Origin of the sequence: Mesobacillus campisalis (assembly GCF_000986785.1) — a bacterium.
Classification (GTDB): domain Bacteria; phylum Bacillota; class Bacilli; order Bacillales; family Cytobacillaceae; genus Mesobacillus_B; species Mesobacillus_B campisalis.
Genome location: NZ_LAYY01000023.1, coordinates 1 through 26,852, shown reverse-complemented (window position 1 = coordinate 26,852; position 26,852 = coordinate 1). Strand labels below are relative to the sequence as shown.

General features: G+C 47.4%; 25 protein-coding genes, 1 pseudogene and 1 other annotated feature. Of the genes and pseudogenes, 14 read left to right on the top strand and 12 right to left on the bottom strand.

Annotation, left to right across the window (positions count from 1 at the left end; genetic code table 11):
* Positions 1-2 precede the first annotated feature (2 nt).
* Together WQ57_RS17540 and WQ57_RS17535 are read left to right on the top strand one after the other, a co-directional pair.
* On the top strand, positions 3-1,049 hold the full coding sequence (locus WQ57_RS17540; protein ID WP_046525064.1) for a ribonucleotide-diphosphate reductase subunit beta: 1,047 nt from the start codon (positions 3-5) through the stop codon (positions 1,047-1,049).
* Positions 1,030-1,503 (top strand): flavodoxin domain-containing protein, encoded by a 474-nt coding sequence (locus WQ57_RS17535; protein WP_241481571.1) that lies wholly within the window; start codon positions 1,030-1,032, stop codon positions 1,501-1,503. The genes WQ57_RS17540 and WQ57_RS17535 overlap by 20 nt, the downstream gene beginning before the upstream one ends.
* A gap of 51 nt (positions 1,504-1,554) precedes the next feature.
* Here the strand turns inward: WQ57_RS17535 and WQ57_RS17530 are convergent, their stop codons facing one another.
* The 9 genes from WQ57_RS17530 to trhA form a co-directional block, all read right to left on the bottom strand.
* Positions 1,555-1,869, bottom strand: a complete 315-nt coding sequence (locus tag WQ57_RS17530; protein WP_046525063.1) for a metal-sulfur cluster assembly factor — start codon at positions 1,867-1,869, stop codon at positions 1,555-1,557.
* A gap of 19 nt (positions 1,870-1,888) precedes the next feature.
* Positions 1,889-3,118 carry a DUF438 domain-containing protein gene (locus WQ57_RS17525; protein WP_046525062.1) on the bottom strand — a complete coding sequence of 410 codons (1,230 nt, stop codon included), beginning with the start codon at positions 3,116-3,118 and terminating at the stop codon, positions 1,889-1,891.
* A gap of 204 nt (positions 3,119-3,322) precedes the next feature.
* A complete protein-coding gene (gene brnQ / locus WQ57_RS17520; RefSeq protein ID WP_046525061.1) occupies positions 3,323-4,648 on the bottom strand; it encodes a branched-chain amino acid transport system II carrier protein in 1,326 nt (441 codons plus the stop codon).
* A gap of 44 nt (positions 4,649-4,692) precedes the next feature.
* Positions 4,693-4,937 (bottom strand) — a binding site (T-box leader).
* A 160-nt stretch (positions 4,938-5,097) separates the two neighbouring features.
* Positions 5,098-5,832, bottom strand: a complete 735-nt coding sequence (locus WQ57_RS17515) for an exonuclease domain-containing protein (protein ID WP_046525060.1) — start codon at positions 5,830-5,832, stop codon at positions 5,098-5,100.
* Positions 5,819-6,802 carry a DUF294 nucleotidyltransferase-like domain-containing protein gene (locus WQ57_RS17510; protein WP_046525059.1) on the bottom strand — a complete coding sequence of 328 codons (984 nt, stop codon included), beginning with the start codon at positions 6,800-6,802 and terminating at the stop codon, positions 5,819-5,821. Before WQ57_RS17510 ends, WQ57_RS17515 begins: the two co-directional genes overlap by 14 nt.
* 90 nt (positions 6,803-6,892) lie before the next feature.
* Positions 6,893-8,203, bottom strand: coding sequence for an ammonium transporter (locus WQ57_RS17505; RefSeq protein ID WP_084820314.1), 1,311 nt, complete (start codon positions 8,201-8,203; stop codon positions 6,893-6,895).
* 123 nt (positions 8,204-8,326) lie between these two features.
* Positions 8,327-8,653 carry a MerR family transcriptional regulator gene (locus WQ57_RS17500; protein WP_046525058.1) on the bottom strand — a complete coding sequence of 109 codons (327 nt, stop codon included), beginning with the start codon at positions 8,651-8,653 and terminating at the stop codon, positions 8,327-8,329.
* Between the two features lie 333 nt (positions 8,654-8,986).
* Positions 8,987-9,172 carry a hypothetical protein gene (locus WQ57_RS17495; protein WP_046525057.1) on the bottom strand — a complete coding sequence of 62 codons (186 nt, stop codon included), beginning with the start codon at positions 9,170-9,172 and terminating at the stop codon, positions 8,987-8,989.
* A gap of 171 nt (positions 9,173-9,343) precedes the next feature.
* Positions 9,344-9,991, bottom strand: a complete 648-nt coding sequence (trhA, locus tag WQ57_RS17490) for a PAQR family membrane homeostasis protein TrhA (protein WP_046525056.1) — start codon at positions 9,989-9,991, stop codon at positions 9,344-9,346.
* Positions 9,992-10,136: 145 nt separating this feature from the next.
* On the opposite strand from trhA, the gene WQ57_RS17485 reads away from it, so the two are divergent.
* Positions 10,137-10,703: a DUF1836 domain-containing protein gene (locus WQ57_RS17485; protein WP_046525055.1), complete on the top strand. Its 567-nt coding sequence runs from the start codon at positions 10,137-10,139 to the stop codon at positions 10,701-10,703.
* A gap of 108 nt (positions 10,704-10,811) precedes the next feature.
* Positions 10,812-11,042, top strand: coding sequence for an excisionase family DNA-binding protein (locus WQ57_RS17480; protein WP_046525054.1), 231 nt, complete (start codon positions 10,812-10,814; stop codon positions 11,040-11,042).
* Between the two features lie 103 nt (positions 11,043-11,145).
* Here the strand turns inward: WQ57_RS17480 and WQ57_RS17475 are convergent, their stop codons facing one another.
* A complete protein-coding gene (locus WQ57_RS17475; protein WP_046525053.1) occupies positions 11,146-12,816 on the bottom strand; it encodes a PAS domain-containing sensor histidine kinase in 1,671 nt (556 codons plus the stop codon).
* A 425-nt stretch (positions 12,817-13,241) separates the two neighbouring features.
* Between WQ57_RS17475 and WQ57_RS17470 the strand changes: the two genes are divergently transcribed.
* The 4 genes from WQ57_RS17470 (at position 13,242) to WQ57_RS17455 (ending at position 16,569) form a co-directional block, all read left to right on the top strand.
* The gene (locus WQ57_RS17470; RefSeq protein ID WP_046525084.1) at positions 13,242-14,024 is read left to right on the top strand and encodes a basic amino acid ABC transporter substrate-binding protein; all 783 of its coding nucleotides are present in this window, start codon (positions 13,242-13,244) and stop codon (positions 14,022-14,024) included.
* Positions 14,025-14,141: 117 nt separating this feature from the next.
* Positions 14,142-14,798: an amino acid ABC transporter permease gene (locus WQ57_RS17465; RefSeq protein WP_046525052.1), complete on the top strand. Its 657-nt coding sequence runs from the start codon at positions 14,142-14,144 to the stop codon at positions 14,796-14,798.
* A complete protein-coding gene (locus tag WQ57_RS17460; RefSeq protein ID WP_046525051.1) occupies positions 14,795-15,517 on the top strand; it encodes an amino acid ABC transporter ATP-binding protein in 723 nt (240 codons plus the stop codon). Before WQ57_RS17465 ends, WQ57_RS17460 begins: the two co-directional genes overlap by 4 nt.
* Positions 15,518-15,744: 227 nt before the next feature.
* The gene (locus tag WQ57_RS17455; protein WP_046525050.1) at positions 15,745-16,569 is read left to right on the top strand and encodes a basic amino acid ABC transporter substrate-binding protein; all 825 of its coding nucleotides are present in this window, start codon (positions 15,745-15,747) and stop codon (positions 16,567-16,569) included.
* 73 nt (positions 16,570-16,642) lie between these two features.
* Here the strand turns inward: WQ57_RS17455 and WQ57_RS17450 are convergent, their stop codons facing one another.
* Positions 16,643-18,301 carry a glutamine--tRNA ligase/YqeY domain fusion protein gene (locus WQ57_RS17450; protein ID WP_046525049.1) on the bottom strand — a complete coding sequence of 553 codons (1,659 nt, stop codon included), beginning with the start codon at positions 18,299-18,301 and terminating at the stop codon, positions 16,643-16,645.
* A gap of 218 nt (positions 18,302-18,519) precedes the next feature.
* On the opposite strand from WQ57_RS17450, the gene WQ57_RS17445 reads away from it, so the two are divergent.
* Entirely contained in the window at positions 18,520-19,668 is a 1,149-nt protein-coding gene (locus tag WQ57_RS17445) for an acyl-CoA dehydrogenase family protein (RefSeq protein ID WP_046525048.1), read from the top strand.
* 38 nt (positions 19,669-19,706) lie between these two features.
* On the opposite strand, the gene WQ57_RS17440 is transcribed toward WQ57_RS17445, so the two are convergent.
* On the bottom strand, positions 19,707-21,362 hold the full coding sequence (locus WQ57_RS17440; protein WP_046525047.1) for a M20/M25/M40 family metallo-hydrolase: 1,656 nt from the start codon (positions 21,360-21,362) through the stop codon (positions 19,707-19,709).
* Between the two features lie 174 nt (positions 21,363-21,536).
* On the opposite strand from WQ57_RS17440, the gene WQ57_RS17435 reads away from it, so the two are divergent.
* The 5 genes and pseudogenes from WQ57_RS17435 to WQ57_RS27520 all read left to right on the top strand — a co-directional run.
* On the top strand, positions 21,537-22,295 hold the full coding sequence (locus tag WQ57_RS17435; protein ID WP_046525046.1) for a threonine/serine exporter family protein: 759 nt from the start codon (positions 21,537-21,539) through the stop codon (positions 22,293-22,295).
* A 296-nt stretch (positions 22,296-22,591) separates the two neighbouring features.
* Positions 22,592-23,044: a threonine/serine exporter family protein gene (locus WQ57_RS17430; RefSeq protein WP_173427575.1), complete on the top strand. Its 453-nt coding sequence runs from the start codon at positions 22,592-22,594 to the stop codon at positions 23,042-23,044.
* A gap of 379 nt (positions 23,045-23,423) precedes the next feature.
* Positions 23,424-24,605, top strand: coding sequence for a hypothetical protein (locus WQ57_RS17425; protein WP_064537382.1), 1,182 nt, complete (start codon positions 23,424-23,426; stop codon positions 24,603-24,605).
* The gene (fdhF, locus tag WQ57_RS17420) at positions 24,586-26,712 is read left to right on the top strand and encodes a formate dehydrogenase subunit alpha (RefSeq protein ID WP_046525044.1); all 2,127 of its coding nucleotides are present in this window, start codon (positions 24,586-24,588) and stop codon (positions 26,710-26,712) included. The genes WQ57_RS17425 and fdhF overlap by 20 nt, the downstream gene beginning before the upstream one ends.
* A gap of 16 nt (positions 26,713-26,728) precedes the next feature.
* Positions 26,729-26,852 (top strand): annotated as a pseudogene (locus WQ57_RS27520) (4Fe-4S dicluster domain-containing protein); the annotation flags it as partial.

The window sequence follows — 26,852 nt, the reverse complement described above, 5'->3', positions numbered from 1 at the left end:
CTATGAACATCTACCAGCAACTGCCGAAGAGCAAACTTTTTTACCCAGGGCATCCCAATAAATCGACAGGCATCCTTAATGGCCGTTCCTCGGGTCTGTTAAATTGGAATGATATAGCCTATCCGCAAATGTATGACCTGTACCAGACACTGCTTTCAAATTTTTGGAAAGCCCAGGAAATCAATATGCAGGATGACATCAAGCAATGGGATACATTAACTCCTGCCGAACAGGATGTTTTCCTCAGAGTCAATACGCAGCTGGCCTGCCTGGACAGCCTGCAGACACCGACCATGAGCCAGGTGATGGACTATGTCACCGATTCAAGCTTCAAGGCGATTTTCGCCGTCATTTCCCAGCAGGAGGCGGTTCATAATGAGTCGTATTCCTACATCCTGAGCTCGCTTGTTCCGATACACGAACAGAATGAGCGCTTTAACCAGGCGAAAAGCGATCCTGTTGTCCAAAAGCGGAACCAGCTGATTCTGGATGCCTATGATTCTTTTTATGAAAATCCCACTCCGGAAAATCTTTTCAGGCTGGGTGTCAATTCCATCAATTTGGAGGGGATTTATTTTTACGCCGGATTTGCCTTCTTTTATCATCTGGCCCGCCAACAGAAAATGCTGAAAACAAGTACGATGATCAGCTATATCCAGCGTGATGAAATGCAGCATGCCTATTTTATTTCCCAGTTTATCCGGATTTTGCTTGCTGAACATCCGGAGCTGAATACGGATGAGCATATTCAGTATATCTATGAACAGATTGATGCTGCGGTAAAGCTGGAACAGGAGTGGGCGGGGTTCATTTTTAATAAAATAGAGGGAATCGATATTTCTGAGTTCGAAGGGTATGTGGAATATCTCGCCAACAAGCGGCTCCGTCAGCTCGGCTTGAAGAATCTCTATCCTGATAGAGAGAACCCTATGCCGTGGATCCATGTATTCAGCGACGAGATGATCAATGAAACCAAGTCGGATTTCTTTGAACAAAAGTCCCGCACGTATTCAAAGGTGACGCAGAATAATGGATTCGATGAGCTGTAATGGTATTAGAGCCGGAATCGTTTACGCTTCGATTACCGGGAATACGCGGGAACTGGCAGAAATCATCGCAGATGGGTTTCGCAAACACAAGATTGAACCTGCTTTCTGCCATGCTGGCAGCTTTCCGGCATGGCAGTTGGGAGAATTGGATCTTTTAGCGGTTGTGACCTATACATGGGGAAATGGGGAGATTCCGTCTGAAATGAAACCAGTTTATGAAGCGATTGCCAGCCAGGCTCCCAAGCAGCTAATTACCGGGGCTGCGGGAAGTGGTGACTCATTTTACCCTGCTTATTGCGGGGCTGTGGACAAGTTCAGGGACCTGCTTTTTGTCCACACTCAATTGGCGGTTACCCTAAAGGTGGAATTGATGCCGCAGGAAAGCGACAGGGAACGCTGCCAAAGATTCACAGACATTCTGGTAAACCGGTGTTTGGCATCTGCGGCAACATGAAAAACAGCTGCCTGGTTCGGGGCTCGGACGAGGCAGCTGCATGAGTCAGCATCAGACATGGACACCAAGGGCAATTTTTGCGTATCTGGACATCCGGTCTTTTGACCAGGCCGGGCTCCAGACAATGTTGATTTTAATATCTCTTAATTCTTTTATATTGGCAGACAGTTTCATATGGGCATCCGACATGATTTGCGGGGCAAGCGGGCAGCCCATTGAGGTCATCGTCATATTGATGGTAGCGTTGTTCTCTTCATCTAGAAGGATATCGTACACCAACCCGAGGTTGATAATATCAATGCCCAATTCGGGATCTATGACATCTTCAAGCACTTCATACATTTTGTCGATTAGCTCTTGTTTCATTGTGCCTGCACCTCATTCATTAGGATAGTATCCGCTTTTCACCTTGTATAGCCTGGATTGGATCGATATTTTGGGTGAATTCAAGCGTACCGCCATATTTGCCAGCCTCATCGCGGACGGCAAAATAGCGGATATAGACATATTTATCGCGAAACTTGATATAGAAATCCTCCACATCTTTTACGCCGGCTTTAAAATCGCGGAGCAAGTCCTCGACAACATGGACGCTTTTAGGAGGATGGCAGTTTTGCACGGTCCGTCCAATTACTGCTTTTGTGCGGTGGAAAATGCGCCCCTTGCCATGAGAGAAGTAGCGTACCACGTCATCCTCGTCAATAAAAGTGATATCGACTGGAAGATGGTTGAGCATCAGCTCCAATTGTTTCAATGACAGGAGGCCGGTTTCCATTTTGATGAAACCATCTGACATGGCGGCAGCCTTCATTTCCGCCCGCTCAGGTTTCCAGACACCAGTTGGTGCAGCCAGGCAGTAGCCGATATCCTCGCCATCGTGGGCAATTTTGATCCATTCATCCTCCGTCAATGTTTGCAGTGCCATGGGGAACAGGATGTTTTCCTCTTTGTAAATCATTTCACTTGTTTCACGAATGACAAAATAAACGGCGGCGTGTACGGCTTTTTTGTCTCCATTGTAGTGGACCAGCTTTTCCTTGGCGCCTTTTATGGCTGCGCGGATGCCGTCATCCACTCCCCACATCACCTGGGTGGGACCGTAGATTCCGTATTTCTCCAGGTAAGGGAACAGCAGGTTTTCCTTGCGGGTATAGTGTTTGTCCACATCAGCAAGCAGGTTCAAATCTTCAATCAGCTTGATTCGATTTTTTTCGCTGTCTTCTTTTTCAAAACGCTCCAGGTGCAGCTGCATTTTAAAGTTTAAAAGCTTGTCAATTTCCCTATTTTCAAGCTTAAAGGTATGAATAGGGTGTCCGGGCTGTTCTTCGGGCTTTCCCGATTGGTGAATTTCCTCAATGGAGCCTTTGAAGACGGCGGTATGAACCGAGCAGAGCCGCTGGACTTCGGATACGGGGATGCCTTCTTCCTCCATCAAAGCTTGTTCAAGCTGGGAAATTTCCGCCACGGATATTTGACCGACAGCATTTTCAAATTGGGCTTTCACATCATCGACGCTTTTTCCATTGTGCAAATCCTTAATAATTTGCTTAAGCATTGCCTGGCGTTCTGATTTGCTCTCAATTCCTGATTCACGGTTATTAATGATTTCGCTCATATTCATTCTCCTTTAAGAAATGATGGAAATATGTGAAAGAATGGTATATTGTGACGATGTAGACAGTAATTAAAGGTGATAACTGTTCTCATTCACAATGTACCATATCTCCAGAATCAGGTTTGTGATGCATATCACTTGAATAAAAAAAGATGCTGGCCTCCTTTATCGTGTAAAGGAGGCAGCATCCTGTTCCAATTATTATTAAGAAGCTTTTGCCTTTAATTCATCCAATTGTGTTGCGGGAACAACTTTGTTCAGCAGGATTCCGACAACAGCTCCTGCAAGAGCCGGGACAACCCATTCAAGGCCCGATGATGAAAAAGGAAGGGCAGTCCGCAGTGTTTCAACTGGTCCAAGGCTGAATCCAAAAGCGTTCAGGCCGCCGATCACCGCAAAGATTCCGGTAAACAGCATGGTGCTGGCATAGACAATCCTGGCTCCATTGAAGTACTTGTCAAAGAAGGTGAGGGTGACTAGTACAATGGTCAGCGGATAGGCTGTTACCAGGAATGGCACCGAAACTTTGAGAATCTGGCTCAGCCCCATATTTGACAGGGTGAATCCAATTAAGGCGACCATCAAAACCACCATTTTGTAGCTGGCCTTTGGAAGCAGGTCCGAGAAATATTGACCGCAGGCCGAGGTTAGCCCGACTACTGTGGTAAAGCAGGCCAGTGTAAAAATGACTCCGAGCAGCAATGGCCCGCTTTGGCCAAATACATGGGCTGCTGCCCCTGCAAGGATCTGGGTCCCGTTTTCAAACTCCCCATTGGCCGCCATTTTAGCGCCAACCGCTCCGAGGGAGACATAGACCAATGCAAGCAAAGAGCCTGCGACAAGGGCCGCCTTGAGCATATAGCTGGTCATTTGTGTTTCGCTGCGTACTCCGCGCTGCTTGACTGCAGTCAGGATGACTATTCCGAAGGCAAGCGCCGCAAGGGCATCCATCGTATTATAGCCTTCAAGGAAGCCTTTGAAGAACGCGCCGGACTCATAGCCGCCGGCCGGAGCCTGGAAGTTTCCGTCCAATTTCATAAAGCCAAGCACGCAAAGGGCAACCACGGACACAAGCAAGGTCGGCGTCATATAGCGGCCTAAATATTTTTCGAGATTGGCGGGATTCAGGCTTACAAAGTAAACAAGTAAAAAGAATACAGCGGAATAGACCAATAATAAAACAGGATTGGATGAGCCGGTGAAGGATACAACCCCCATTTCAAAAGCGACATTGGCATTTCTCGGTATGGCCAGGAACGGGCCGATGGACAAATAAACGATCACCATAAAAACGGTGCTGAACACAGGGTGAACTCGGTTGCCGATTGCCTGGATGCCGCCTTTGACACGGGCGATGGCAAAAAGGACGGCGAACGGAAGGCCTACGGCTGTCAGGACAAAGCCGGCCATCGCCAGCCAGTAGGAAGTCCCCGACATCGCTCCCAGGAAAGGAGGGAAAATAAGATTACCCGCCCCAAAAAACATTGAAAATAGCATCAATCCGATAAACAAACTGTCAAACTTTCGCAAAATAATCTCTCCTTTTTTTTGAAAATAAAAAAACTCGTCCCCAAAACAGGGACGAGTTTGAACTCGCGTTACCACCCTCATTCCGCAGCATGAAAAAAACTGCGGCACTTAGTCAACGTACCAACATACGTGTTCCACGTGTAACGGAGGAAAGGCCGTCAAAGCTTACTATATTTTCAGCTTTGCATCTCGGAGGGGATTTTCGGGCAGTGCTGAACGCCAGCTTTCACCTAATGCTGGCTCTCTGCGGAACAGGGTTCTGCCTTACTCTTCTCGTCATCGACTTTATTATTTAGAAATAATTTATCAGAGGTAGAATGCTATGTCAATATATTTTGATAATTAAAATTTCACAAGGGGTCAGGCACCCTTTGCTGCTTCACCGCGCCGGGGGTCAGGCACGCGGTGGTGGAGTGATGTTTCACCGCGCGAAACGGTTTCTTCTTTGGTTAGCGGAGTCTGGCGAGGTGGGTGTAGATTTCATGCAGGTTTTGGTAGCCGGCTTTCTGGGCTTTTTTAAGATAATGCGACCAGAGCTCGGCGGTCATCAGGGCATCGCCGAGGGCGTGGTGACGATTGTGGATGGCAATGCCGCATGACGCGCAAAGCTCTTCGAGGGCCTGGGAGCCGGGGGTGGGATCAAACAGCCTGGTTAAAAAGGAAGTGTCGATAATCCGGTGCTGAAACCGTGTCCTGGTCAGGCTCCAGGTCATGTTCTGCATAAAGGTTTTCTCATGTCTGGCATGGTGGGCGACAAGAATGCTGCTGGAAACAAACGTAAAAAACTTCATCAGGACATCAGCTCCATCAGGGGCTCGAGTCAACTCGTCATCACTGATTTTGGTCAGTTCCGCTATTTCCGGAGGCAAAGGTGCTGTGGTGCGTACGAGCGAGTAAAAGGTTTCTGTTTCCAGAATTTCGCTGCCGCGCATTTTGACGCCCCCGATTGAAATAACCTTATCACCCTTATCCGGGGAAAAGCCGGTGGTTTCGATGTCAAAAACGACCGCTTCCAATGCATCCAGCGGGCAGGTGAGATCATCGTTCTTTCGCATTTCCTTTTCCAGCTGGCGCAGAAACGAGATACTCTGCGCATTCTGTTGTCCTTGGAAGCCTGCAAGGACATTCGAACTCAGTTTGCTCCCTTTGCTCCTGAAAAACTGGATAAAATCACTCATGCCCATGCAAATCTTCCTTTTCAACCAATTTCCGCGCTGTTTCATGAAGGGTAAGCCCGGTCCTCAAAGCCTCTTTTAACTGCCGTTTTTCTTGTTTGGACAAGCTTTCAACCTGAAGATAATGCCCCGACTCGTAATCTCTGTGAACCCCATAGGCAAGGCGCAGGCTAAGGAGACCTGAGAAGTGTTTGGCGAAAATGCTGCGTTCCCCGGGGGAGATCACCGAATTGGGCAGTTTTTCAAGCCTTCCCATTGTGCTGGTGTCCATAATATAATGGCGGATGGCAAGAAGCCGGGCTGCATTGACATAAGGAAACAGCCCAGAATCTTTCATATTGAGCATCCCGGAATAGGGGCCATGTGTTTCTGTGAGCAGCTGTCCCATGATGCCGATGCCCTTTTTAATATGCAAAGTATTTTGCAGGAGGCGAGGGAGCAGTTTTTCTCTGTGGATCCATTCGCAGGTATCACCCTTTAAGTCTTCAAGGAGCCTGCCTTCGCCGTAAAGAGGCCTGCTATCGATAAATGTCAGCAGGTGGCGGATGGTTGCCCACGATGATGCCTGTCCCCATTGCCTTATCTGCGCTTGCCAGTCTTCCTGCGATTTGCACCATAAGGGGTTGTTTGCCATCACCTTGCCTTCGCACCTTTTGTAGCCGGCCTGAAAAAGCCCTTCCGATATCTCTTCTCCCAGACCTAAAAAATACTCATTTGCCCCGCCGTGTTCATAGATAATTCCGTGGTCCTGGTCGCTCCATGCTCCTTGCTCCCTGCGGCCTGCGCTTCCCATCACAAAAAAGCAGAAGGGCGAGGGAGGAGGGCCGGCCTTGCTCACGAAAAAATCGGCAGCAGCAAGAATGGTCTTTTTCATGATTTGGTCATGCAGGGAATTAAGGTCGTGGATTGTTGACCGGGCCCGGGGAAGTTCTGCATCACGAAACGCCTTGATTTGACCATAGCTTTTGCTGTCCAGCATTCAGCCCTCACCCCTTCCCAATTTAAATGGCAGTTCCCCTTGAACATCAGGTCCAAGGGGAGACTTGGTTTTGCATTGGTTTTAACCAGGCTAGGCATTAAGCGGCCGGCTTTCGGCGGGTAGCTTAGTGCCGGATGAAGCCTCTGTGCTGCTTGAATTCCCGGGGTGCAGCAGTTCCGGATAGCCGTAAGTTCCATGCTCGCTCATATCAAGGCCCATGATTTCTTCTTCTTCACTGACCCTCAAGCCATTCATGGAAGCCTTCATGATGGCTAAAACAGCGTAGGAAACGATGAAGGCAAACGCGCCGCAGGCCACAACTCCAAGAGCCTGAACACCCAGCTGTTCGAGACCGCCGCCGTAGAATAGTCCGGGCTTGCCGACTGTAGCAAGTTCAGGAGTCGCGAAAAAGCCGGTGGACAATGTTCCCCAAACCCCTGCAGCACCATGGACGGAAAGAGCATAAATAGGATCATCAATTTTGCGTTTTTCAAAGAAAGAGATGCTATAGAAAACGAGGACGCCGGCAATCAGTCCGATGACAACGGATGCCCATGGAGCAACAAAGGCGCAGGAGGCGGTGATAGCAACAAGGCCGGCAAGCGCTCCGTTCAGCATCATCGAAACATCGGCTTTTCCAAGGACGACCCAGGAAATAATCATGGCTGCCATTGTTCCTGCAGCGGCGGCCAGGTTTGTGTTCAAGGCGACAAATCCAAAAAAACCTTCGTCAACCGCAATGGTGCTGCCTGCGTTGAAACCAAACCATCCGACCCATAAAAGCAGGACACTTAGGGCTGTGTAAACCTGGTTATGCCCATAGAGGTTGTTGGCTGAACCATCTTTGTTGTATTTGCCAATCCGCGGCTTTAAGAGGATGGTGGCGGCGAGGGCGGCCATTGCACCGGTCAAGTGGACAACCGTGGATCCGGCGAAATCCTGCTTGCCGTGCTCTGCCAGCCAGCCGCCGCCCCAAATCCAGTGGGCAATAGGGGGATAAACAAGAGTGGCGAATAAAACTGAGAATACCAGATAGACAGACATTTTTGCTCTTTCGGCAAAACCGCCAAATGCAATGGTGATGGAAATGCCGGCAAAAGCCGTTTGAAATAAGAAAAAGACGGCTCCTGAAAGGCCCAGCCCTTCAATGTCATATCCTGAATAGAAAAAGTCCGATAAACCGATAAGTGCGTTGCCTTCGCCAAAGATAAAACCGTAGCCAACGGCCCAAAAGACGATGGAGGAAATGCCAAAGGTAAGAATCGTTTTGCCTGCAATATGTCCAGCATTTTTCATTCTGGTGGAACCTGTCTCCAGGAGGATGAAGCCCCCGATCATCAGAATAACTAAGACTGCAGATACCATAACCCAAAGGCTGTTCAGTAAAAAGGTCGTATCCATAATTTCTCCCCTTCCGGTAATTTGTTGTATTGGCTTTCTGTAACTGTATTTTCGCACCGATTAAATTCAGTTTCTACAGTTGTGTTAGAAAACCTTACACATAAAATAACGCGGGGAAAGGGGTTACCTTTTTTGTATGCCAAATTGGGCGTTTAATTGGCCTTGGATCATTTTGTGGTGTGTTTTTTTATCCATTGCCCTCTTTTCCCTGATCATTTCCTGCCTGATCTCGTATGTTTGCACTCCATCTTCAATTTTATTGGCGATTTCCATAAGCAGTTCAATATCGGAAAAAGAGTATTTTCTGCTGCCTCCTGGAGTACGGTCGGGAAATATGAGTTTTCTTTCCTCGTAATAGCGTATTTGCCTTTCGGACAACCCGGTCAGTTCACGGACAATGCCTATGGTAATGACCTTTTTATCTTTATAAGAAGATTCTGCTGCCGCCAAGTTGGCTCACCTCATTTTTTTGTTTTGAATTTTCTTATTATTATATGTCATATTACCTTACATGACTATAAAAAATTAAATGTGCTGTTAATCGACTTGGTTTTAAATTGGCTGGGAATCCTCTTCCAACACGATGGAGGGCTGTAAATATAGCCTGTTGGCTGACCCTATTGATAAATAAGGTTCAGCCAACAGGCGGGGTGTTACTTAGCCGGTTTTTGCATATTCCAAATTTCCTGGAGTTCTGTTAGGGAGAGCTTGCTTAGTTCGGCTGAGGAATGGAGGGCAGGGAACTGTCTGGAAATTTTGAGAATATAATGCCGTCTTGCCTTCTCAAGCGCTTCCCGTAAAATGTTTGCCATACGCCTTCACCTCCCTTTCGAAACCATTCTGTACAGCCCGTAAAAATTCGGGGGTTCTGCGGCCGAGGGCCGACAGCAATTCTTCATACAATTCGTCACGCAGCAAATCAAGTTGAATGATTTTTTTGGCTAGCTGAAATTCCGCTTCGTTTTTCATATTGACCACCTTCCGGTTAAAAATTTTAATTTAGCAAAGCCAATAGGATGTTTTTTTTAGATTAGGGGATTTGGAAGGTGATGTCATCATTGATGTCATGTATTCTAACCGGGTATTTTCATGAAAGGTAAAAGCCCCTGCTCAATGGGAACAGGGGCTTTGGGAAGAGGATTATAAAACATAGAAATAGACGCTTGAAAAATGGGCGAGGCTCCCGAGCAAAATAAAGATGTGGAAGATTTCATGATATCCAAGGTGCCGGGACTTCATGAATTCCGGCTTGAAGCCGTAAATTAACCCGCCAATCGTATAAAGGATGCCGCCGCTTACCAAAAGAACCATTCCTCCTGCCGGAAGATTCGCCGACAGAGGAGATGAGGCCAAAATGATCAGCCAGCCCATTGCGATGTAGAGGCCTGTGGAAAGCCACCTCGGAGAACGGAACCACACCAGTTTAAAAACAACACCCAGCACGGCTGCAAGCATGACAATGCTAAAGAGTATCCACCCGGTGACACCATTAAGGGTAATCAGGCAAAAAGGTGCATACGTTCCTGCAATCAGGATGTAAATCATGGAGTGGTCAATCCTCCTCAAAAAATGGATGACCTTTTTCTTTGCAATGACCATATGATAGGCAGCAGAAGCACTGTAAAGCAGGATCATGCTGATGCCGAAAATGATAACGGCGCTGATGGCTAACGGCGACGCCGAGTTTCCTGATGCTTTGATCACCATTGCCAGCAGTCCGATAAAAGCGAGGACAGCTCCAGCAAGGTGGGTGAATCCATTAATAGGCTCTCTGATATACTGATTCATTTTCAGACCTCCCAAACTATTTTGAGTAGTTTTAATTACTATGTGTAATTATATCGGTATTATCTTATATAGTCAACGTTTACCTTCAAGAGATTTCAAGCTATAATACAATGTACATGACTATTGATAAAAAGCGAGGCGGACAATGGAAAAGGTAAATGAGCTGGCGGAAGCGTTGGAGTTGGATAAGAATATTCGCCTTGAGGACATTCCTGGCATCGATTTATATATGGACCAGGTCATTCAGCTGTTTGAAAATACATTCAGCGGTTCGACACGGGGAGAAGATGGAAAAGTCCTGACCAAAACAATGATCAATAATTATGCGAAGGGGAAATTGTTTTTCCCTGTGAAAAACAAGAAGTACTCGAAGGAACATATTATCCTTATTTCCCTGATTTATCAGTTGAAGGGATCCTTGTCGATTGGCGACATAAAGAAAGTCCTTGACGAAGTCAGTGAAAAGACATCACAGGGGGAACTCGACCTCGAAAAGTTTTATTCAGGCTACCTGGATATATACGATAAAAATAATGACAAGTTTAAAAAGGATATTATCGAAAGGGCAGAAGAGGCAGGCGCAGAGATGGCCAAGTTAGGCGAACAAGGCACCGATACACTCGAAAAAGCCCTGCTCGCAGCCTCGCTCGTAAACATAAGCAACACCTACCGCAAGGCAGCCCAGCACCTCATCGACACCCTAAAGCCCTAAAGCGTGCCTGACCCCCGGTCCGGTGCCGCGGTAAAGCGATGACGGGTGCCTGACCCGCGATGCGTTGATGTGCTAAAGGGTGCCTGACCCCCGAGAGGAGAATTATGGATGTATTTGACGATTAAGGAAGCGGCGGAGTATTTGTCGATGCCGGAGAATGCAGTTGAAAGCCTGGTAAGGCAGAAGAAGATTCGGGCCGTATTTGACGGCGAACAGTACCTGGTTTACAAGGAGCAGTTTGCGACCCATCTGAACCAGGTGGAAAAGTACAGGAAACTGGTGGAAGAGGTACTCAGCGAGCCCATTCCTGAAGACATCGATATTAAAGATGAAGATTAAACGGCCGCCATGTGCAAATGAAAAGGTCCAGCCTCCCGTAATAAGGGGCTGGACCTTTTTCAATCAAATATGTCTGTCGGCGGCTTCGAAATCCGCCTTGCTTCTAAGCGGAATATATATGCCGGGTGCTTGCCGGGGGAATTCTTTGGTTCCCGCTTACAGGCAGCCGGACCAGCACTTCTGTACCATTATGGGCCTCACTGTTGAATCTTATCGTCCCGTGATGGGATTGGACAATCTTGAATGAAACGGTCAGCCCAAGGCCTGTTCCTTTTTCCTTTGAAGAATAGAACGGTTCGCCGAGCCTCTTCATCATTTCCTTCGATATCCCGCAGCCGCTATCCTTTACAGAGATGGATATGCTGCCATTGCTCATGGCAATGGAAATCACAACGGAATCCCCGCTCTTGGAAGCTTCAATGGCATTTTTAATCAGGTTGATGAACAGCTGTTTCAACTGGTTTGGCTCACATTCAATTTCCTGGCATTCATCTAAAGGCTGGAATTCAATCTGGACATTGTACAGGCTTGCTTCTGTTTTCAGCAGGGAAATGACATCATTAAGAATGCCGCGGATATCGGTTTTCGTATATTTAACCTGCTGAGGCTTTGCAAGCAGGAGAAGCTCGCTGACTATATGGTTGATCCGGTCCAGCTCGTCCAGCATAATCTGATAATAGCCCAGATGCTTTTCGTCTTCCATCTGCAGCAGCTGGACAAATCCTTTCAGGGAAGTAAGCGGGTTGCGGATTTCGTGGGCGACGCTCGCTGAAAGCTCGCCCACAACAGAGAGCTTTTCGGTTCTCCTGAGCCTTTCCTCGGTTTCCCTGACCGTTGTTATATCTTTTGCATAGCCGATGACCCCGGCGATTTCACCATTGATCATCATTGGCACCGATACACAATAAAGCCTGATAGGGTGGCCATTTTTATGGTGACCCATGAACTCGTAGCTTTTTGGCTGTTTGTCCGTTATTACGGCAGCCAGGCAGTCGTAGGCATCCTGCATGGCTGCTTCGGGAAGAATGCTTTTAAGAGGTTTGCCGATTGCCTGCTCCGTCTTGTAGCCTGTTATGGAAGAGAATTGCGGATTCAGGTTCGTGATGATTCCATCCAGGTCCAGCATATATACAATATCCGGATTATAGTCAAATAATGATTTATATCGCTGCTCGCTTTCCTCAAGGAGTTTTTTTACCCGCCTTTTCTCGGTGACATCCCTTCCGATTACCACGAGCCCTTTTCTGCTTCCGTCGGAATGAAAGAGCGGTACTTTAATAGTATCGAATGTTTTGGAGGTTCCATCCGGAGCAGGAAGGATTTCTTCGACATGGCTGACGGTTCCCTGTCTCCATGTCTCTTCATCGGAAACCTCGCAATACCTGAGCGCATCACCGTAAAACTCCGAGTACTCCGCAAGCTCTGAGTCCTTTTTGCCGCGATAGTCAACGCCCTCCAGCTGGAATAGTTTCAGGCCATATTCGTTCGCTTCTTGCCAGCGTCCTTGCCCGTCTTTAAAATTCACAAAGTCCACCATCGCATTGATCAAGGTGGACAGCCTTTTTTCCTCCTGTTTGGCAGCACTCAGCTCTTCAGACTTTGAAACGAAAAAATAAAAGAAGCAGCCAGTGACTATGACATAAAAAATCTCTTTAGCCTGCTCAAGCTGCTGGGCCAGCGATTCAGGACTGAATGCATCGATCAGGAAGTTGGTGCCGAAAATCCAGGCCATGCTCGCGCCCACATATATAATTAAAAGCTTCTTTTTATTCATGGTTTTCGCTGTCTCCTGTATTTCAATATTGTTCCAATACGCGTTATAACAGGCGACTGGCATGACCTGCGCCTGTTTTTCATTTTAACCCGCCGTGAGGGGATGAGCAAGGTGTTATGAAGAAATTGGAAAAGAAGGATTCTTGGTTTGCAGCCACTGGAAATGTGACTCGAATAAACCTTAAATTATTTATGGAATTTTCACTAATTAATATTTAAACAGAATAGTATTCTAAAAAAGTAATAGAATGAAGTTTTTTCAGATGGGTTATTGCATAGAAATGCAATACAGGATATAATAAACCAATAAAAGAAATTATAGAATATTTGTGAAGGATTAATGAAATAATATTATTTAAAAGAAGTCAAGGGGGAGAACAAGTGAAAAACAAAATTGTAGCGTGGAGCCTTCTACTGGTGCTGGCCATGTTCCTTACTGCCTGCGGATCATCTCCGCAAGATGAGGGAAGCGAGGGAGCTGGCAATGCAGAGGACACTGAAACGAAGAAAACATTGAGAATCGTGACAGACGCTGCCTATGCACCAATGGAATATCAGGATAAAGGTGAAGTTGTTGGCTTTGATATTGATTTTATCAAGGCTGTTGCTAAGGAAGCCGGCTATGAGGTAAATGTCGAGCATGTTGGCTGGGATCCAATTTTCGTTGAGATCGAGAGCAAACGGGCGGACCTGGCTGTTTCCTCCATCACGATTAATGATGACCGCAAACAGTCCTATGACTTCTCACATCCATATTTCCAATCCACCAACAAAATCCTCGTTCCTGAAGGCAGCGATATTAAAAGTGCCGAGGACCTGAAGGGGAAGAAAGTCGCAGTTCAAAATGGAACCACCGGCCAGGCGGCAATGGATGCCTTGTTAGGGAAGAACAGCCCGGACATCAAAAAGTTTGAAGACAATAACCTCGCAATCATGGAAATGGAAAGCGGCGGTGCGGCAGCAGTCGTGGCCGACAATATGGTCGTCGAGGAATATGCGAAGAACAATCCGGATAAAAATCTGACAGTCATTGAAGACTCCGCATTCGATTCCGAGTTCTACGGCGTGCTATTTCCAAAAGGAAGCGAGCTGGTTGGTGAATTCAATGACGCCATCAATGCTGTGCTTGAAAATGGAACATACACAGAAATTTATAAAAAATGGTTTGGCAATGAACCAAATATTGATGTATTGAAAGAACAGCAATAATGCTATATGGAATTGCGTAACTGAATCAGTGGTTACGCAATTTTTATCTTATTTTTGTCGGCCCGGGCTGGAATCAAATCATGATTCGCTCGCGTTATGCTTTTAGGAGGATTATCGATGGACTTTCGATTTGATATCATCGCGGAATATGCACCTTTCCTGCTTAAGGGAACACTGCTGACAATTGGCCTCTCACTTGCCGGAATCCTGATTGGGACGGTGCTTGGGCTGTTGATCGGCCTTGGTAAAATGGTGAACAATAAGCTGATTGCTCTGCCTTTTTCCCTTTATATTACCTTTTTCCGCGGAACACCGCTTTTTGTCCAAATTTTATTGATTCACTTTGGTGTTGTTCCGGCGTTTTTAGGACATACAAATGCGGTTGCCGCTGCTATACTGGCCCTTTCCTTAAACGCGGCCGCCTATATCGCCGAAATTTTCAGGGCCGGAATCCAATCCATCGACCGGGGGCAGATGGAAGCGGCTAGGTCGCTTGGTATGACCCATGGACAAGCCATGAGGCATGTTATCCTTCCCCAGGCTTTTAAGCGGATGATTCCGCCGCTGGGGAATGAATTCATTGTCCTGATTAAGGAATCATCCCTTGCAGCAGTTATTACTGCTCCGGAAATCATGTACTGGGGGCGGGCCATGGCAGGCCAATATTACAAGGTATGGGAGCCATACCTTACTGCGGCACTTATTTACCTGATCTTGACTATTTCCCTTAGCTTTATTTTAAGTCGCCTTGAAAGAAGGTTGAAAACAGAATGATAAAAATCCAGAATCTGAAGAAATCGTTTGGGACCAACGAAGTATTGAAAGATATCAATCTTACCATCAAGCCGCAAGAGGTGGTGGTGGTGATCGGGCCATCAGGCTCCGGGAAATCCACCTTGCTAAGGTGCATCAACCTGCTTGAATCCATCACCGGCGGCCATATTTATATAGAAGGAAAAGACATTACCGATAAAAAGAATAACCTGAACAAAATGAGGGAAGAAGTCGGCATGGTCTTTCAGCAGTTCAATCTCTTCCCGCATAAAACAGTTATTGAGAACATTATGCTAGCTCCTGTCAAGGTTAGGAATGTCCCGGCAGAAACGGCTCGGGCAAGAGGTCTGGAGCTGCTTCGCAAAGTTGGGCTCGAGGAAAAAGCGGAGGCCTATCCGAGCTCCCTTTCCGGGGGGCAGAAACAGCGTGTGGCCATTGCCAGGGCGCTGGCGATGGAACCGAAGATCATGCTGTTTGATGAACCAACTTCAGCTCTTGACCCTGAAGTGGTCGGCGAGGTGCTTGAGGTTATGAAACAGCTTGCCAAGGAAGGAATGACGATGGTGGTCGTTACCCATGAGATGGGCTTCGCGCGAGAAGTCGGCGACAGGGTCATCTTTATGGACGGCGGCTATATCGTCGAAGAAAACGAACCGATACCATTATTCGAAAACCCGCAGCAGGAAAGAACCCAAGCCTTCCTCAGCAAAGTCCTTTAATCCATTATAGGGTGCCTGACCCCCGGCGCTTTACAGCGCCAAAGGGGTCAGGCTTTTTTTTGTATCCGGAATATAAGAGTGACTAGGTTATTAATAAATTGTTTTGTCGCCCGCTTTTGTATTTTTATTTACTATATTGCATATTAATTCAATCTCGTTTATAATAAATCTATGATTAATAGATTAAGTTATTTAAATTAAGAAAGAAAAGGCAGGGGGAAATAGAGATGAAAAAGAGTTTAGTGAAATTATGGTGCCTTGTTTTGGCGGCGGCAATGTTTATGACCGCTTGCGGATCGGCATCGGAGGAAACAAGCGGAAATGGCGGGCAGGAAGCAGCGGAAGAAAAGAAAACACTTCGCGTGGTGACCAATGCCGCCTATGCTCCAATGGAATACCTTGATAAAGGGGAAGTTGTCGGTTTTGATATTGATTTAATCAAAGCGGTCGCTGAGGAAGCAGGCTATGAGGTGAATGTTGAACACCTGGGCTGGGATCCTATATTTGTTGAAACCGAGAGCAAGCGTGCAGACCTGGCAATTGCTGCGATAACCATCAATGATGACCGCAAGCAGACATATGATTTTTCTGTTCCGTATTTCCAGTCTACCAATAAGATCCTGGTACCGGAAAACAGCGAGATTTCATCTGCTGAAGACCTGAAGGGAAAGAAAGTTGCCGTCCAGAACGGAACAACCGGACAGGCAGCAATGGATGCCCTGCTTGGAAAAAACCATGCTGACATTAAAAAGTTTGAAGATAACAACCTGGCAATCATGGAAATGGAAAGCGGCGGTGCTGATGCAGTTGTTGCCGACAATGTGGTTGTAGAGGAATACGCAAAGAACAACCCGGACAAAAAGCAGAAAGTGGTAGAGGACGGAACATTTGATTCCGAATTCTATGGAATCCTCTTCCCTAAAGGAAGCGAATTGACAGAGGAATTCAACAAGGCCCTGAATACGTTATTCGATAATGGCACCTATACCGAAATCTACCAGAAATGGTTTGGCATCGAGCCGAATATTGACATCCTTAAAGAACAGCAGTAATCCTTTAGTAAACGAAAGGGTGCCTGACCCCCGGCGCTTTACAGCGCTAAAGGGGGTCAGGCACCCTTTTTGCTTATAATTTAAACGAACTCTTTAGAGATACGATCTGGTTGAAGACCAGCTTTTCTTCTGTGGTGTGCTTTGGGTCGACATTGAAGTAGCCGTGGCGGAAGAACTGGAACTTATCCTGTGCCTTTGCTTCCTTCATATTTGGCTCGATAAATCCTTCAAGGACCTCAAGCGATTTTTCGTTCACATTGTCAAGGAATGATTTTTCTTCTCCTTCGTGATCTTCCGTCCCTTCCTCTTCAAGGATGAGAGGCTCGTAAAGGCGGAATTCTGCCGGAAGGGCATGTGTGGCGTCCACCCAGTGGAGCGTTCCCTTGACCTTGCGGCCGGTAAAACCGGAGCCGCTTTTGGTTTCCGGATCATATGTGCAGCGGAGCTCAACCACATTGCCTTCGTCATCCTTGATGACTTCTTCACATTTGATGAAGTACGCGTGCTTCAGGCGCACTTCATTCCCAGGGAAGAGGCGGAAATATTTCTTCGGAGGATTCTCCATGAAATCATCCTGCTCGATATAAATTTCGCGGGAAAATGGGATTTTGCGCATCCCCATTTCCGGGTTCTCAGGGTTAATTTCGGCATCAAGCCACTCTACTTCGCCTTCCGGATAGTTGGTGATAACCACTTTTAACGGCCGCAGCACGCCCATCGTCCTTGGGGCTTTAAGCTTAAGGTCTTCGCGCACAAAGTGCTCAAGCATCTGGGCATCCACTGTGGAAAAGCCTTTTGATACTCCGGCTGCAGCCACGAATTCGCGGATGGCTTCAGGGGTATAGCCTCTTCTTCTCAAGCCGGAAACCGTCGGCAGGCGGGGGTCATCCCAGCCATCAACATATCCTTCCTCGACAAGCTGCTTTAATTTCCGTTTGCTCATGACGGTATTGGTGATGTTCAAACGGCCAAACTCGATCTGCCGCGGAACGGACGGCATTTCGCATTCCGCAACGACCCAGTCGTAAAGCGGGCGCTGGTCCTCAAATTCGGTTGTGCAAAGGGAATGGGTGACTCCTTCAATGGCATCCTCAAGCGGATGGGCAAAGCTGTACATCGGGTAAATGCACCATTTATCCCCAGTGTTATGGTGGGTTGCATGGGCAATCCTGTAAATAACCGGGTCACGAAGATTCACGTTTGGTGATGCCATGTCAATTTTGGCGCGCAGCACCTTTTCACCGTTTCCAAATTCGCCATTGCGCATGCGCTCGAACAGATCCAGGTTCTCTTCGATTGAACGGTTGCGGTACGGGCTTTCCTTCCCGGGCTGTGTCAATGTGCCGCGGTATTCCCGAATTTCATCAGCGGACAGGTCATCAACATAAGCTTTGCCCTTTTTAATGAGCAGAACGGCACGGTCGTACATTTCCTCAAAGTAATCAGAGGCATAAAACAAACCATCCCACTCGTATCCAAGCCAGGCGACGTCTTCCTTGATGGAGTCGACAAATTCCTGGTCTTCTTTTAACGGGTTTGTATCATCAAACCTTAGGTTCGTTTTCCCGCCAAATTCATCGGCAAGGCCAAAATTGATAACAATCGATTTCGCATGTCCGATATGCAGGTACCCATTCGGCTCAGGCGGGAATCGGGTTACAATTTTATCATGCTTTCCGGATTCGAGGTCTTCCTTAATAATCGTTTTGATAAAATTAGAGTTTTCTTCCAATCCCTATCAGCCTTTCTGTCGTTTTATGTAAAAGTATTAACACCATTATACCTTCCTGTAGAACTATATACTAATAAGAAATGACCAGAAAAACAAGTCCTGTCAGGCAGTGCCAATCGCAACGCTAAACAAAACTGTGCAATTTCTGGTATGTTAACTAGAAAGGATATCGTTTGCCAGTGTGCTGGCAGGGAATGATGAATTCAGGGAGTGAGATTATGAATTTTCAGGATACAAACTCATTGGAAGAAAGGCTGCAGCTGATGGAAAGCCTCGCAGCCAGGTTTAAAGAGCGAGCAGCGGAAATCGATGAAGAAGGCGGTTTTCCGTTTGCCAACATAGATGACTTGAAAAAAAACGGCTATACCAGCCTAACGCTGCCATGCGAATATGGCGGAAAAGAGATCACCTTGCACGAAATTGTCAGCCTGCAGGAGAAACTGGCGGCGGGAGACGGGTCCACAGCCCTTGCGATCGGCTGGCATATGGGCATCATAAAAAACCTTGGCGAAAAGAAAGCATGGAAAGAAGAAGTCTTCCGGAGGGTTTCCCAAGAAGTCAAAAGGGGAGCGCTCCTTAACAGCGCGGCCAGCGAGGCGCAGACAGGAAGCCCGACAAGAGGAGGCAAGCCGCAAACAACCGCAAAAAAGGATGGCGGCAGCTGGGTAATCAATGGCAGGAAGATTTTTACCACGATGTCTCCGGTCCTCGATTATTTTATTGTCAGCGCGTCGATTGCCGGAAGCGACGAGGTGGGCAACTTTTTAATTCCGCGCTCGACGAAAGGTTTGTCCATCGAAGAAACCTGGGACAGCGTGGCAATGCGGGGAACCGGAAGCCATGACCTTGTTCTTGAGGACGTCCATGTTGCAGAAGAGGATTTTGTGGAAGTCATTACTCCTGGGAAAAAACAGGCAAATGGCTGGCTGCTTCATATTCCGGCTTGCTATTTGGGGATTGCCAAGGCAGCACAGGAGTACGCCATCCAGTTTGCCCTAAACTATTCGCCCAACAGCATCAAGGGGACCATCAGCGACATTCCCGCAGTGCGGCAGAAGATTGGTGAAATCGAACTCGAACTGATGAAAGACCGTCATTTTCTCCATGCTGTCGCAAAAAAATGGGATGATGCCGGTGAACAGGAACGGCTGGAAATGGGTCCCGAGCTTGGAGCGGTAAAAATGGCTGTCACTAACGGAGCCATCAAAGCGGTCGACCTGGCAATGCGGGTGGTTGGCGCGCGGAGCCTGTCGCAAAAAAATCCGCTTCAGCGCTATTACCGCGATGTTCGTGCTGGTTTGCACAATCCACCGATGGATGACATGACCATTGAATTATTGGCCCGGCATGCTATGAATGGAAAATAATAAAAAGCGGTGTTCCTGTATGGAACACCGTCTTCGTTTCATTGCCCGCTGAGCACTCCCCTGATGACAAGGTTCGTCAGGTTTGGCACAATCTCAAGCGAATATTCAAGTTCAGCCCGTTCGTACTTTTTATGGGCATCAAGGCCATATGGTCCAATATTGATAACCGGGACATTAATGTTGCGGACATCCTGGTAATTCACAAAGAATTTTGTCCCCCAGCTCGGATTGTTTCTGGCCGCGGAATCAAGCGCGCTCTCATCGTCGCTGAGCGCCACAAAGCTCATGTCCGAGATGTATGGGAAGAAATTGCGGATGACAATCGGCTTTTCATAATTTGGCTGAATCGCTGCAACAGCTTTATCGAGCGCAGAAATCAGGTTTTTCTCCGCAACATTTTTACCGGGAAGCTCTACCCTTGGAGAATAAAGGGATGAATAGAAGACGATGATTGCCGGGCTTTTGTCCGGCATCCACTTCCAAGCCTCTTCCACGACCCTGGCTGCAAACATCCTGACATCAAGGGTCTGGTCATGAAGCAGCTGTTCTTTGAAACCTGCCATATGGCAGGTATATTCGTTTCCAAATTGGGCAGCAAGAAGGTTGTCCATTTCTTCATAGGTCATGACCCTCGCTTGCCATGGAATCTCCCGGCAAGCTTCGCCGCTCAGCTGGCAAAACTTTTTATACCGCTCTTCAAACAAGGCCAAAGCGTTGTTAAAAGCAATTTCCGCCTGGCTCTTCAGTTTGTCGAGCACATCCTTGGGAGACCAGGAATGGATGAAGAAATTATAATATACATAGGCCGACAGCGCCGTCTGGACGGTATACACGGGTTTGAGGTCCGTCTGCTTTAAAGAGACAGGAGGAACGGTCGTCTCGCCTAGCGCTTCATTGCAAAGGTCGGGATTGTAGTCTATTTGCCTTGTCAGCTCCGCGGCAATCAGGTTGGGATCCAGTCCCTCAAAGCAGGAGCCCACATGGGTTTCCGCGCCCGTAATAAAAAAGGACGGAAGGAGCTTTCCAACTGTACCTTTATAGATATAACGGTTTTCATCCCCTTCAAAGCGGGGAGCGACGAAATCGCTGTTCACCGCGGCTGAATATTCGAAACCGTGCTGCTGCTTCCAGGCCTGGAGGGTTTTGAGTGCAGATAGGATGCCATGAGAGCTGTCTTCTTCATCGCACTCTGCCAAAAACACCAGATTCCCTTCCAGCTCTTCAGGGTGTTCGGAATAATATTTTAAAAGATATAGATGGCTGGCCAATCCGCTCTTCATATCCAGGGAGCCGCGGCCAAAAAGCCATTCATCAGAATCGGCATGGGCCCTGACATTCTCAGGAAGGTCTTCGTTCCTCAATGCCTCAAGCAGCTCATCGGGCTTGCATGCCAGATCAGCAAGCTGGGTGAAATCATCAATGCCAACCGTATCCATATGGCCCATTAAAATAACGGTTTTGCTGCTGGCGTTTTTGGTGCCTCTGACAAAAGCAAGGACATTGTACCTCTCCAGTTCATCGTCATGCGTCGGCTCAATCAAAAGCTGTTCCGGATGTTCCATGAAATAAGGAAAAGAGGCGATCATGCTGTGGAGAACCTGGGCAATCTCTTTCTCTCCGTTCGTATTGACGATGCTTTCAATATTCATCAGCTGTTTTGTGAAAAATAAAACCTCTTCTCGGCAATCGAGCATTACTGTCATCCTTTCAATCTTGTTAAGAAAATTCCCGCAAAGGAATTTAATCCAAGTATATTCCATTCAGACCGCGTGATAAATCATTATTTCAAAGGAACAATCATAATTGATTGCTAAATCGCTTTCGTTTAGACTGATAGAAGAATATCGACTCTTCATAGTGAGGATAAAATGGAAAATAGAGATAAAACACACGAGATAATGGATGCCTGCCTGCTGGCAGGGAAAATTATGCTCCAGAGCGGAGCGGAAACCTACCGGGTGGAGGATACAATGAGGCGGATGGCGTTCGCGCTGGGCATACAGCAGACCCACAGCTATGTGACGCCCACTGGCATCATGTTCTCCTCGGAAGATGTACGGCCGGAGATGACGAGGCTGATCAGGATTTCCGACCGGACGACCGACCTGAAGAAAGTAGCGCTGGTGAATGATGTATCCCGGAGGATCAGCGGCGGGCAAATTGGCTTAAGTGAGGCGGTCAGGCAGCTGAAGGAGATTGAATCGGCCAGCCTGATGCCCCCGTTCCTTGTCCAGCTGCTGGCAGCTGCGCTGGCCAGCGGCTGTTTTGCCATTATGTTCCTGGGCAGCTGGGAGGACTTTGTTCCTGCCGCGATTGCCGGGGGCGCGGGATATTCTTCCATGATGCTTTTCCACCGGATGATTCCTGTTAAATTTTTTGCCGAGTTTTCCGCCTCCGTGATCGTTGGCTTATGCTCCTACTTTTTTGTGAGCATAGGGCTGGGAAATGAGCTTGATAAAATTATCATTGGAGCAGTAATGCCGCTGGTTCCCGGACTGCTGATCACCAATGCAGTGCGCGACTTGATGGCAGGGCATTTGGTTTCGGGGCTGTCCAAAGGGGCCGAAGCATTCCTGACCGCGTTTGCCATCGGTTCGGGAATCGCTGCCGTCCTATCCTTTTTGTAAAAAGGCTCTGTAATCACGGAAAGCTGAATTTTTTTACAAGTTTGAAAAATAAACGGAGAAATTCCGTTTAAATTGGTAAATACCCATATTTCCTTAAAAATAAGGGAGAGTTTTCCGTCTATATCATTAAAATCCACGATTTTGTGTTGTTTAGGAGCAGTTAATCGGAACTTCTCCGCTTATAACCGCTTCTAAAGCTGCTTCTGTGTACCTTAGCCGGAAATTCTCCGCCTATTAGTTCTCATTCCTTCACAGAAATGAACTATAACCGAGCCTATAAAAAAGGGGGGAACCCTGTGGTTTATTTGGAACAGCTGATAACCAGCTTTATCGCTTCGGCTGCATTTGGCATTCTTTTTAATGCCCCAAGAGAATCTCTGTTCAAGTGCGGGCTGTCAGGCATGCTGGGCTGGATGGTCTATTTTGGCCTGACCTACCAGGGTTATGGAGCAGTGCTTGGCACTCTTGCGGCAGCCTTTTTCATCGCATTGGTCAGTCAAATGTTCGCCAAGTTTTATAAAATGCCCATCATTATTTTCAGTGTTGCCGGCATTATACCGCTTGTCCCGGGCGGACTTGCGTATGACACGATGCGGAATATTGTTGAGAACGACTATACGACAGCTGTTGCCCTAGGGGTCAAGGCTTTGATGATATCAGGGGCGATTGCGGTCGGCCTGGTGTTTTCGGAAGTCATCAATCATGTTTTCCGCCGTCAAGGCGCGATTCCACGGAAAGCCGGAAGCTGATTCAAAGCATTTTATTATCCTGAATATCCTATACCTTAAAAGTGCTCTCCCATTGGAGGAGCGCTTTTTTTATTGGTGTCATTTATAAGGCAAAGAACAAAATTTTCCGATGTGACGTACTTCACATACGGGTTTAATCCGCCTCCTTTACTATTAGGTAACAAGATAAAAATCGCCAGAGAGCGTATGAGACGAAGGAATCCGAAGGGTGGGGAGGGAGGTTAAACCCGTTTTCCAGTTGTTTGTTCACAAAGTGTTAACAAACAATGCCTGAATTAACCCTATTCACAAAGTGTTTACATTTAAAACCAAAACGCCCCTTTTACCCGTGGTAAGATTACTTCGAACTCAAGCACTACTCGCAAGGAGGTAGCGGAAAATGTTAAAGCTGGAGAAATCGTTTTACTCCAAAACAAGTATGTATTCGTTCTTTGTTGTCCTGATCCTGTTTTTTTCAATGTGGGTGTCCACGTCAAACTTTCTTCATATAGATATGGCCTTGCTGGGCTATATGATTTCATCAATGGTATTCGCTATCGGGCTTGTCATCCGGATGAGCTTCTGGCTTTACAGAAAGGCGACAAACCGTGTCGCTTCCCGAAGCGTGGAAAACCTGTTTACGAAAGAGCGTTTTAAAAGAAATGCAAGAGCCATTTTTAAAACATTCATTGATAATATCATTCTGCAAAAATTCATTTTCAAGCGCGGACTTTACCGCGGCATCCAGCACATCATGATTTCCTGGGGCTGCCTGATCTCCTTCGCTTTCACTTTCGGACTGACATTCGGCTGGTTCCGCTTTGACCTAATCGATTCTGACACATACCAAATGATCGCTTTTGACATTCCGGTAATGACAATGGCCGCACATGGCTGGTTTTCGGAAATCGTCTACAACATCCTGAACATCGGTGCCGTCATGGTCATGATCGGTGTCTGTATGGCCCTTTACCGCCGAATCACCGATTATGATGTGAAAGTCACACAGCGTTTCGAATTTGACTTGCTGCCATTGTATATCCTGCTTGCTGTAACCGGAACGGGCTTGCTTTTAACTCTTTCTTATAAATTCCTTGGCGGCTTCGGCCACCATTATATGTCGATGACACATCAGGTTACCGTCATCATTATGCTGATGTACTTTCCGTTCGGGAAACTGTTCCATGTACCGATCAGGCCGCTGGCGACAGCCGTTCCAATGAGCTACCAGGAGGTCCTGAAGGTAGATACGAAAGCATGTAAAAGCTGCGGACAGCCATACAGCAATGATGACCAGATCGCTGACGTACAGGCAATACTGAAAGCCCAATCCTTCGACCTTCAGATGGCCGATGGCAGCTACCTGTCGGATTATTGCCCAGGATGCCGCCGCCGCATGCGGGCACTGAAACAAATGAATCTTGAAGCGCCGAAAGGCAATCCGTACGGACCGGTCAACACAACGAACGGAATCCACCTTTCCGGTTTTGGCAAAAAACGTTCAGACGAATTTTACGATATTGAAGAAGAAGTAAAGAAAGATCTAGGGGAGGAAAAAGAACATGAGCCAGTTTCTCGTTAAAGAAGGCGTGAAAAATCAAATCCGCAAGGGCGAAAAATTAATCACAACACATTGCTGCTACTGTGGCATGCAGTGCGGCATGCATATCCGCGTCGATGAGAAATCCAATAAAGTTGTCGGCGTCGAGCCCCGTTATGACTGGGTGCTTACGAGAGGAAAAATGTGCCCTAAAGGGGTTACCGCCTACCAGACAATCGACCATCCAGACCGCATCAAGACGCCGCTGATCAAAAAGAACGGAAAGTTTGTTGAAGCTTCCTGGGAAGAGGCGCTTGACCTGATTGAGCGCAAGTTCAAGGAAATCCAGGGAGCATACGGCAAAGATGCCCTCAGCGTGTACGGCGGAGTGTCGATGACCAATGAAAAATGCTACCTTGTTGGAAAATACGCGCGGGTAGGACTTGGAACACGCTATATCGATTATAATGGCCGCTATTGCATGAGCTCGGCTGCCGGGGGATTCAACAAGACGCTCGGCATGGACCGCGGATCCACGCTTCCGTGGACAGAGCTTGAGCATACAGACTGCTTCTTCATGTCCGGCACCAACACTGCGGAATGCCATCCTACGAGCATCCAGTGGTTCTGGAAAGCAAAGGATAAAGGCGCGAAACTGATTGTGGCCGATCCTCGCGAGACAGCAACAGCGCGTGTGGCCGATGTCCATCTTGACCTTCTTCCAGGAACAGATTCTGCATTGGCTAATGGAATCATGCATTTATTGATCAAACATGACTATGTCGATCATGAATATGTCCGGGAACGCTGCAATAATTTTGCGGAATTAAAAGAGATGACCGCAAAATTCACGCCAGAATATACATCGAAGATTACCGGTGTAACAGTCGAGAAAATCGTGAAAGCAGCCCATATTTTCGGAAAATCCCCTCGTTCGGTTGTTATGTTTGCCCGCGGTGCCGAGCAGCAGACAAAAGGCGTTGACAATGTCAGCCTGTATACTTCCATGGCGCTGCTTCGCGGCCAGATTGGAAAATTCGCTTCAGGTGTCGCTACATTTACCGGTCAGGGAAATGGGCAGGGAGGACGCGAGCATGGCCAGAAAGCCGATGCGCTTCCGGGCTACCGCAAGATTGCCAACCCGAAGGATGTCGAGTACATTGCAGGTGTTTGGGGCATTCAGCCAGAGGAAATGCCAAAGGAAGGTGTTTCTGCCTACGAGATGTTCGATCTGATGGTGAACAAGACCATCCGTGCCATGCATGTAATCTGTTCGAACCCGGTTGTTTCTTCACCAAATATCAATCATGTCTATAAAGCGTTCAAAAGCCTTGACTTCCTTGTTGTGAATGACTTCTTCATGTCGGAAACGGCGGAACTGGCAGATGTTGTTCTGCCTGCGACAACCTGGGCAGAGGATGAAGGCACAACCACAAATATCGAAGGCCGCGTCATCCGCATCCGCAAGGTCGTGGAACCGCTAGGCGAATCAAAGACAGACTGGGAGATCATCAAACTGATTGCCGAACGGATGGGCAAAGGAAAGTACTTCCCTTACAGCGAGGCGAGAGAAATCTTTGACGAACTGCGCCTTGCATCAAAAGGCGGAAAGGCCGACTACTTTGGTGTCACATACGAAAAGATCGATGAACAGGATGGCGTATTTTGGCCGGCTCCTGCCGAAGACCATAAGGGAACGCCTTCCGTATTCAAAGAAAAATTTGCAACCGAAGATGGGAAAGCCAATCTTGCCGTCATTGATTGGAACGACCCAGCCGAGGTGCCTGATAACAAATATCCATTATGGCTGACAACAGGGCGTGTCGTATTCCACTATCTGTCGGGGAACCAGACAAGACGCGTGGGATTCCTGATGGAACAATGTCCTGAGCCATTTGTGGAAATCCACCCTGAACTAGCAAGTGAGTACCAGGTCCAGAACGGTGAAAAAGTAAAATTAATTACTCCGCGCGGTGACATGGTTGCACCAGTGCGCATCACAAAAGCCATTAGGAAAGATACCCTGTTTGTTCCTTACCATTGGGGCAAAGACCTATCCGTCAACCAGTTGACCAGTCCTGCATTGGATCCGATTTCACGGATGCCTGAATTCAAAGTTTGTGCTGTAAAGCTTGAAAAACTTTCTTAAAAAGGAGCGGCTAAAAATGAATAAAATCATGTATCTTGAATTTGAACGCTGCATCGGATGCCGTGCCTGTCAGGCAGCATGCCGTGAATGCGGTGACCATGATGCAAAGGAACGGAACTATGTAGAATATGTCGACTTTG

Excerpts from the sequence above, each read along its gene's own strand:
- WQ57_RS17540 (WP_046525064.1), top strand. The coding sequence starts at position 3 with ATGAACATCTACCAGCAACTGCCGAAGAGCAAACTTTTTTACCCAGGG.
- WQ57_RS17535 (WP_241481571.1), top strand. The coding sequence starts at position 1,030 with ATGGATTCGATGAGCTGTAATGGTATTAGAGCCGGAATCGTTTACGCT.
- WQ57_RS17530 (WP_046525063.1), bottom strand. The coding sequence starts at position 1,869 with ATGAAACAAGAGCTAATCGACAAAATGTATGAAGTGCTTGAAGATGTC.
- WQ57_RS17525 (WP_046525062.1), bottom strand. The coding sequence starts at position 3,118 with ATGAGCGAAATCATTAATAACCGTGAATCAGGAATTGAGAGCAAATCA.
- WQ57_RS17515 (WP_046525060.1), bottom strand. The coding sequence starts at position 5,832 with ATGGGCATGAGTGATTTTATCCAGTTTTTCAGGAGCAAAGGGAGCAAA.
- WQ57_RS17510 (WP_046525059.1), bottom strand. The coding sequence starts at position 6,802 with ATGCTGGACAGCAAAAGCTATGGTCAAATCAAGGCGTTTCGTGATGCA.
- WQ57_RS17505 (WP_084820314.1), bottom strand. The coding sequence starts at position 8,203 with ATGGATACGACCTTTTTACTGAACAGCCTTTGGGTTATGGTATCTGCA.
- WQ57_RS17495 (WP_046525057.1), bottom strand. The coding sequence starts at position 9,172 with ATGAAAAACGAAGCGGAATTTCAGCTAGCCAAAAAAATCATTCAACTT.
- trhA (WP_046525056.1), bottom strand. The coding sequence starts at position 9,991 with ATGAATCAGTATATCAGAGAGCCTATTAATGGATTCACCCACCTTGCT.
- WQ57_RS17485 (WP_046525055.1), top strand. The coding sequence starts at position 10,137 with ATGGAAAAGGTAAATGAGCTGGCGGAAGCGTTGGAGTTGGATAAGAAT.
- WQ57_RS17480 (WP_046525054.1), top strand. The coding sequence starts at position 10,812 with ATGTATTTGACGATTAAGGAAGCGGCGGAGTATTTGTCGATGCCGGAG.
- WQ57_RS17475 (WP_046525053.1), bottom strand. The coding sequence starts at position 12,816 with ATGAATAAAAAGAAGCTTTTAATTATATATGTGGGCGCGAGCATGGCC.
- WQ57_RS17470 (WP_046525084.1), top strand. The coding sequence starts at position 13,242 with ATGTTCCTTACTGCCTGCGGATCATCTCCGCAAGATGAGGGAAGCGAG.
- WQ57_RS17465 (WP_046525052.1), top strand. The coding sequence starts at position 14,142 with ATGGACTTTCGATTTGATATCATCGCGGAATATGCACCTTTCCTGCTT.
- WQ57_RS17460 (WP_046525051.1), top strand. The coding sequence starts at position 14,795 with ATGATAAAAATCCAGAATCTGAAGAAATCGTTTGGGACCAACGAAGTA.
- WQ57_RS17455 (WP_046525050.1), top strand. The coding sequence starts at position 15,745 with ATGAAAAAGAGTTTAGTGAAATTATGGTGCCTTGTTTTGGCGGCGGCA.
- WQ57_RS17445 (WP_046525048.1), top strand. The coding sequence starts at position 18,520 with ATGAATTTTCAGGATACAAACTCATTGGAAGAAAGGCTGCAGCTGATG.
- WQ57_RS17440 (WP_046525047.1), bottom strand. The coding sequence starts at position 21,362 with ATGCTCGATTGCCGAGAAGAGGTTTTATTTTTCACAAAACAGCTGATG.
- WQ57_RS17435 (WP_046525046.1), top strand. The coding sequence starts at position 21,537 with ATGGAAAATAGAGATAAAACACACGAGATAATGGATGCCTGCCTGCTG.
- WQ57_RS17425 (WP_064537382.1), top strand. The coding sequence starts at position 23,424 with ATGTTAAAGCTGGAGAAATCGTTTTACTCCAAAACAAGTATGTATTCG.
- fdhF (WP_046525044.1), top strand. The coding sequence starts at position 24,586 with ATGAGCCAGTTTCTCGTTAAAGAAGGCGTGAAAAATCAAATCCGCAAG.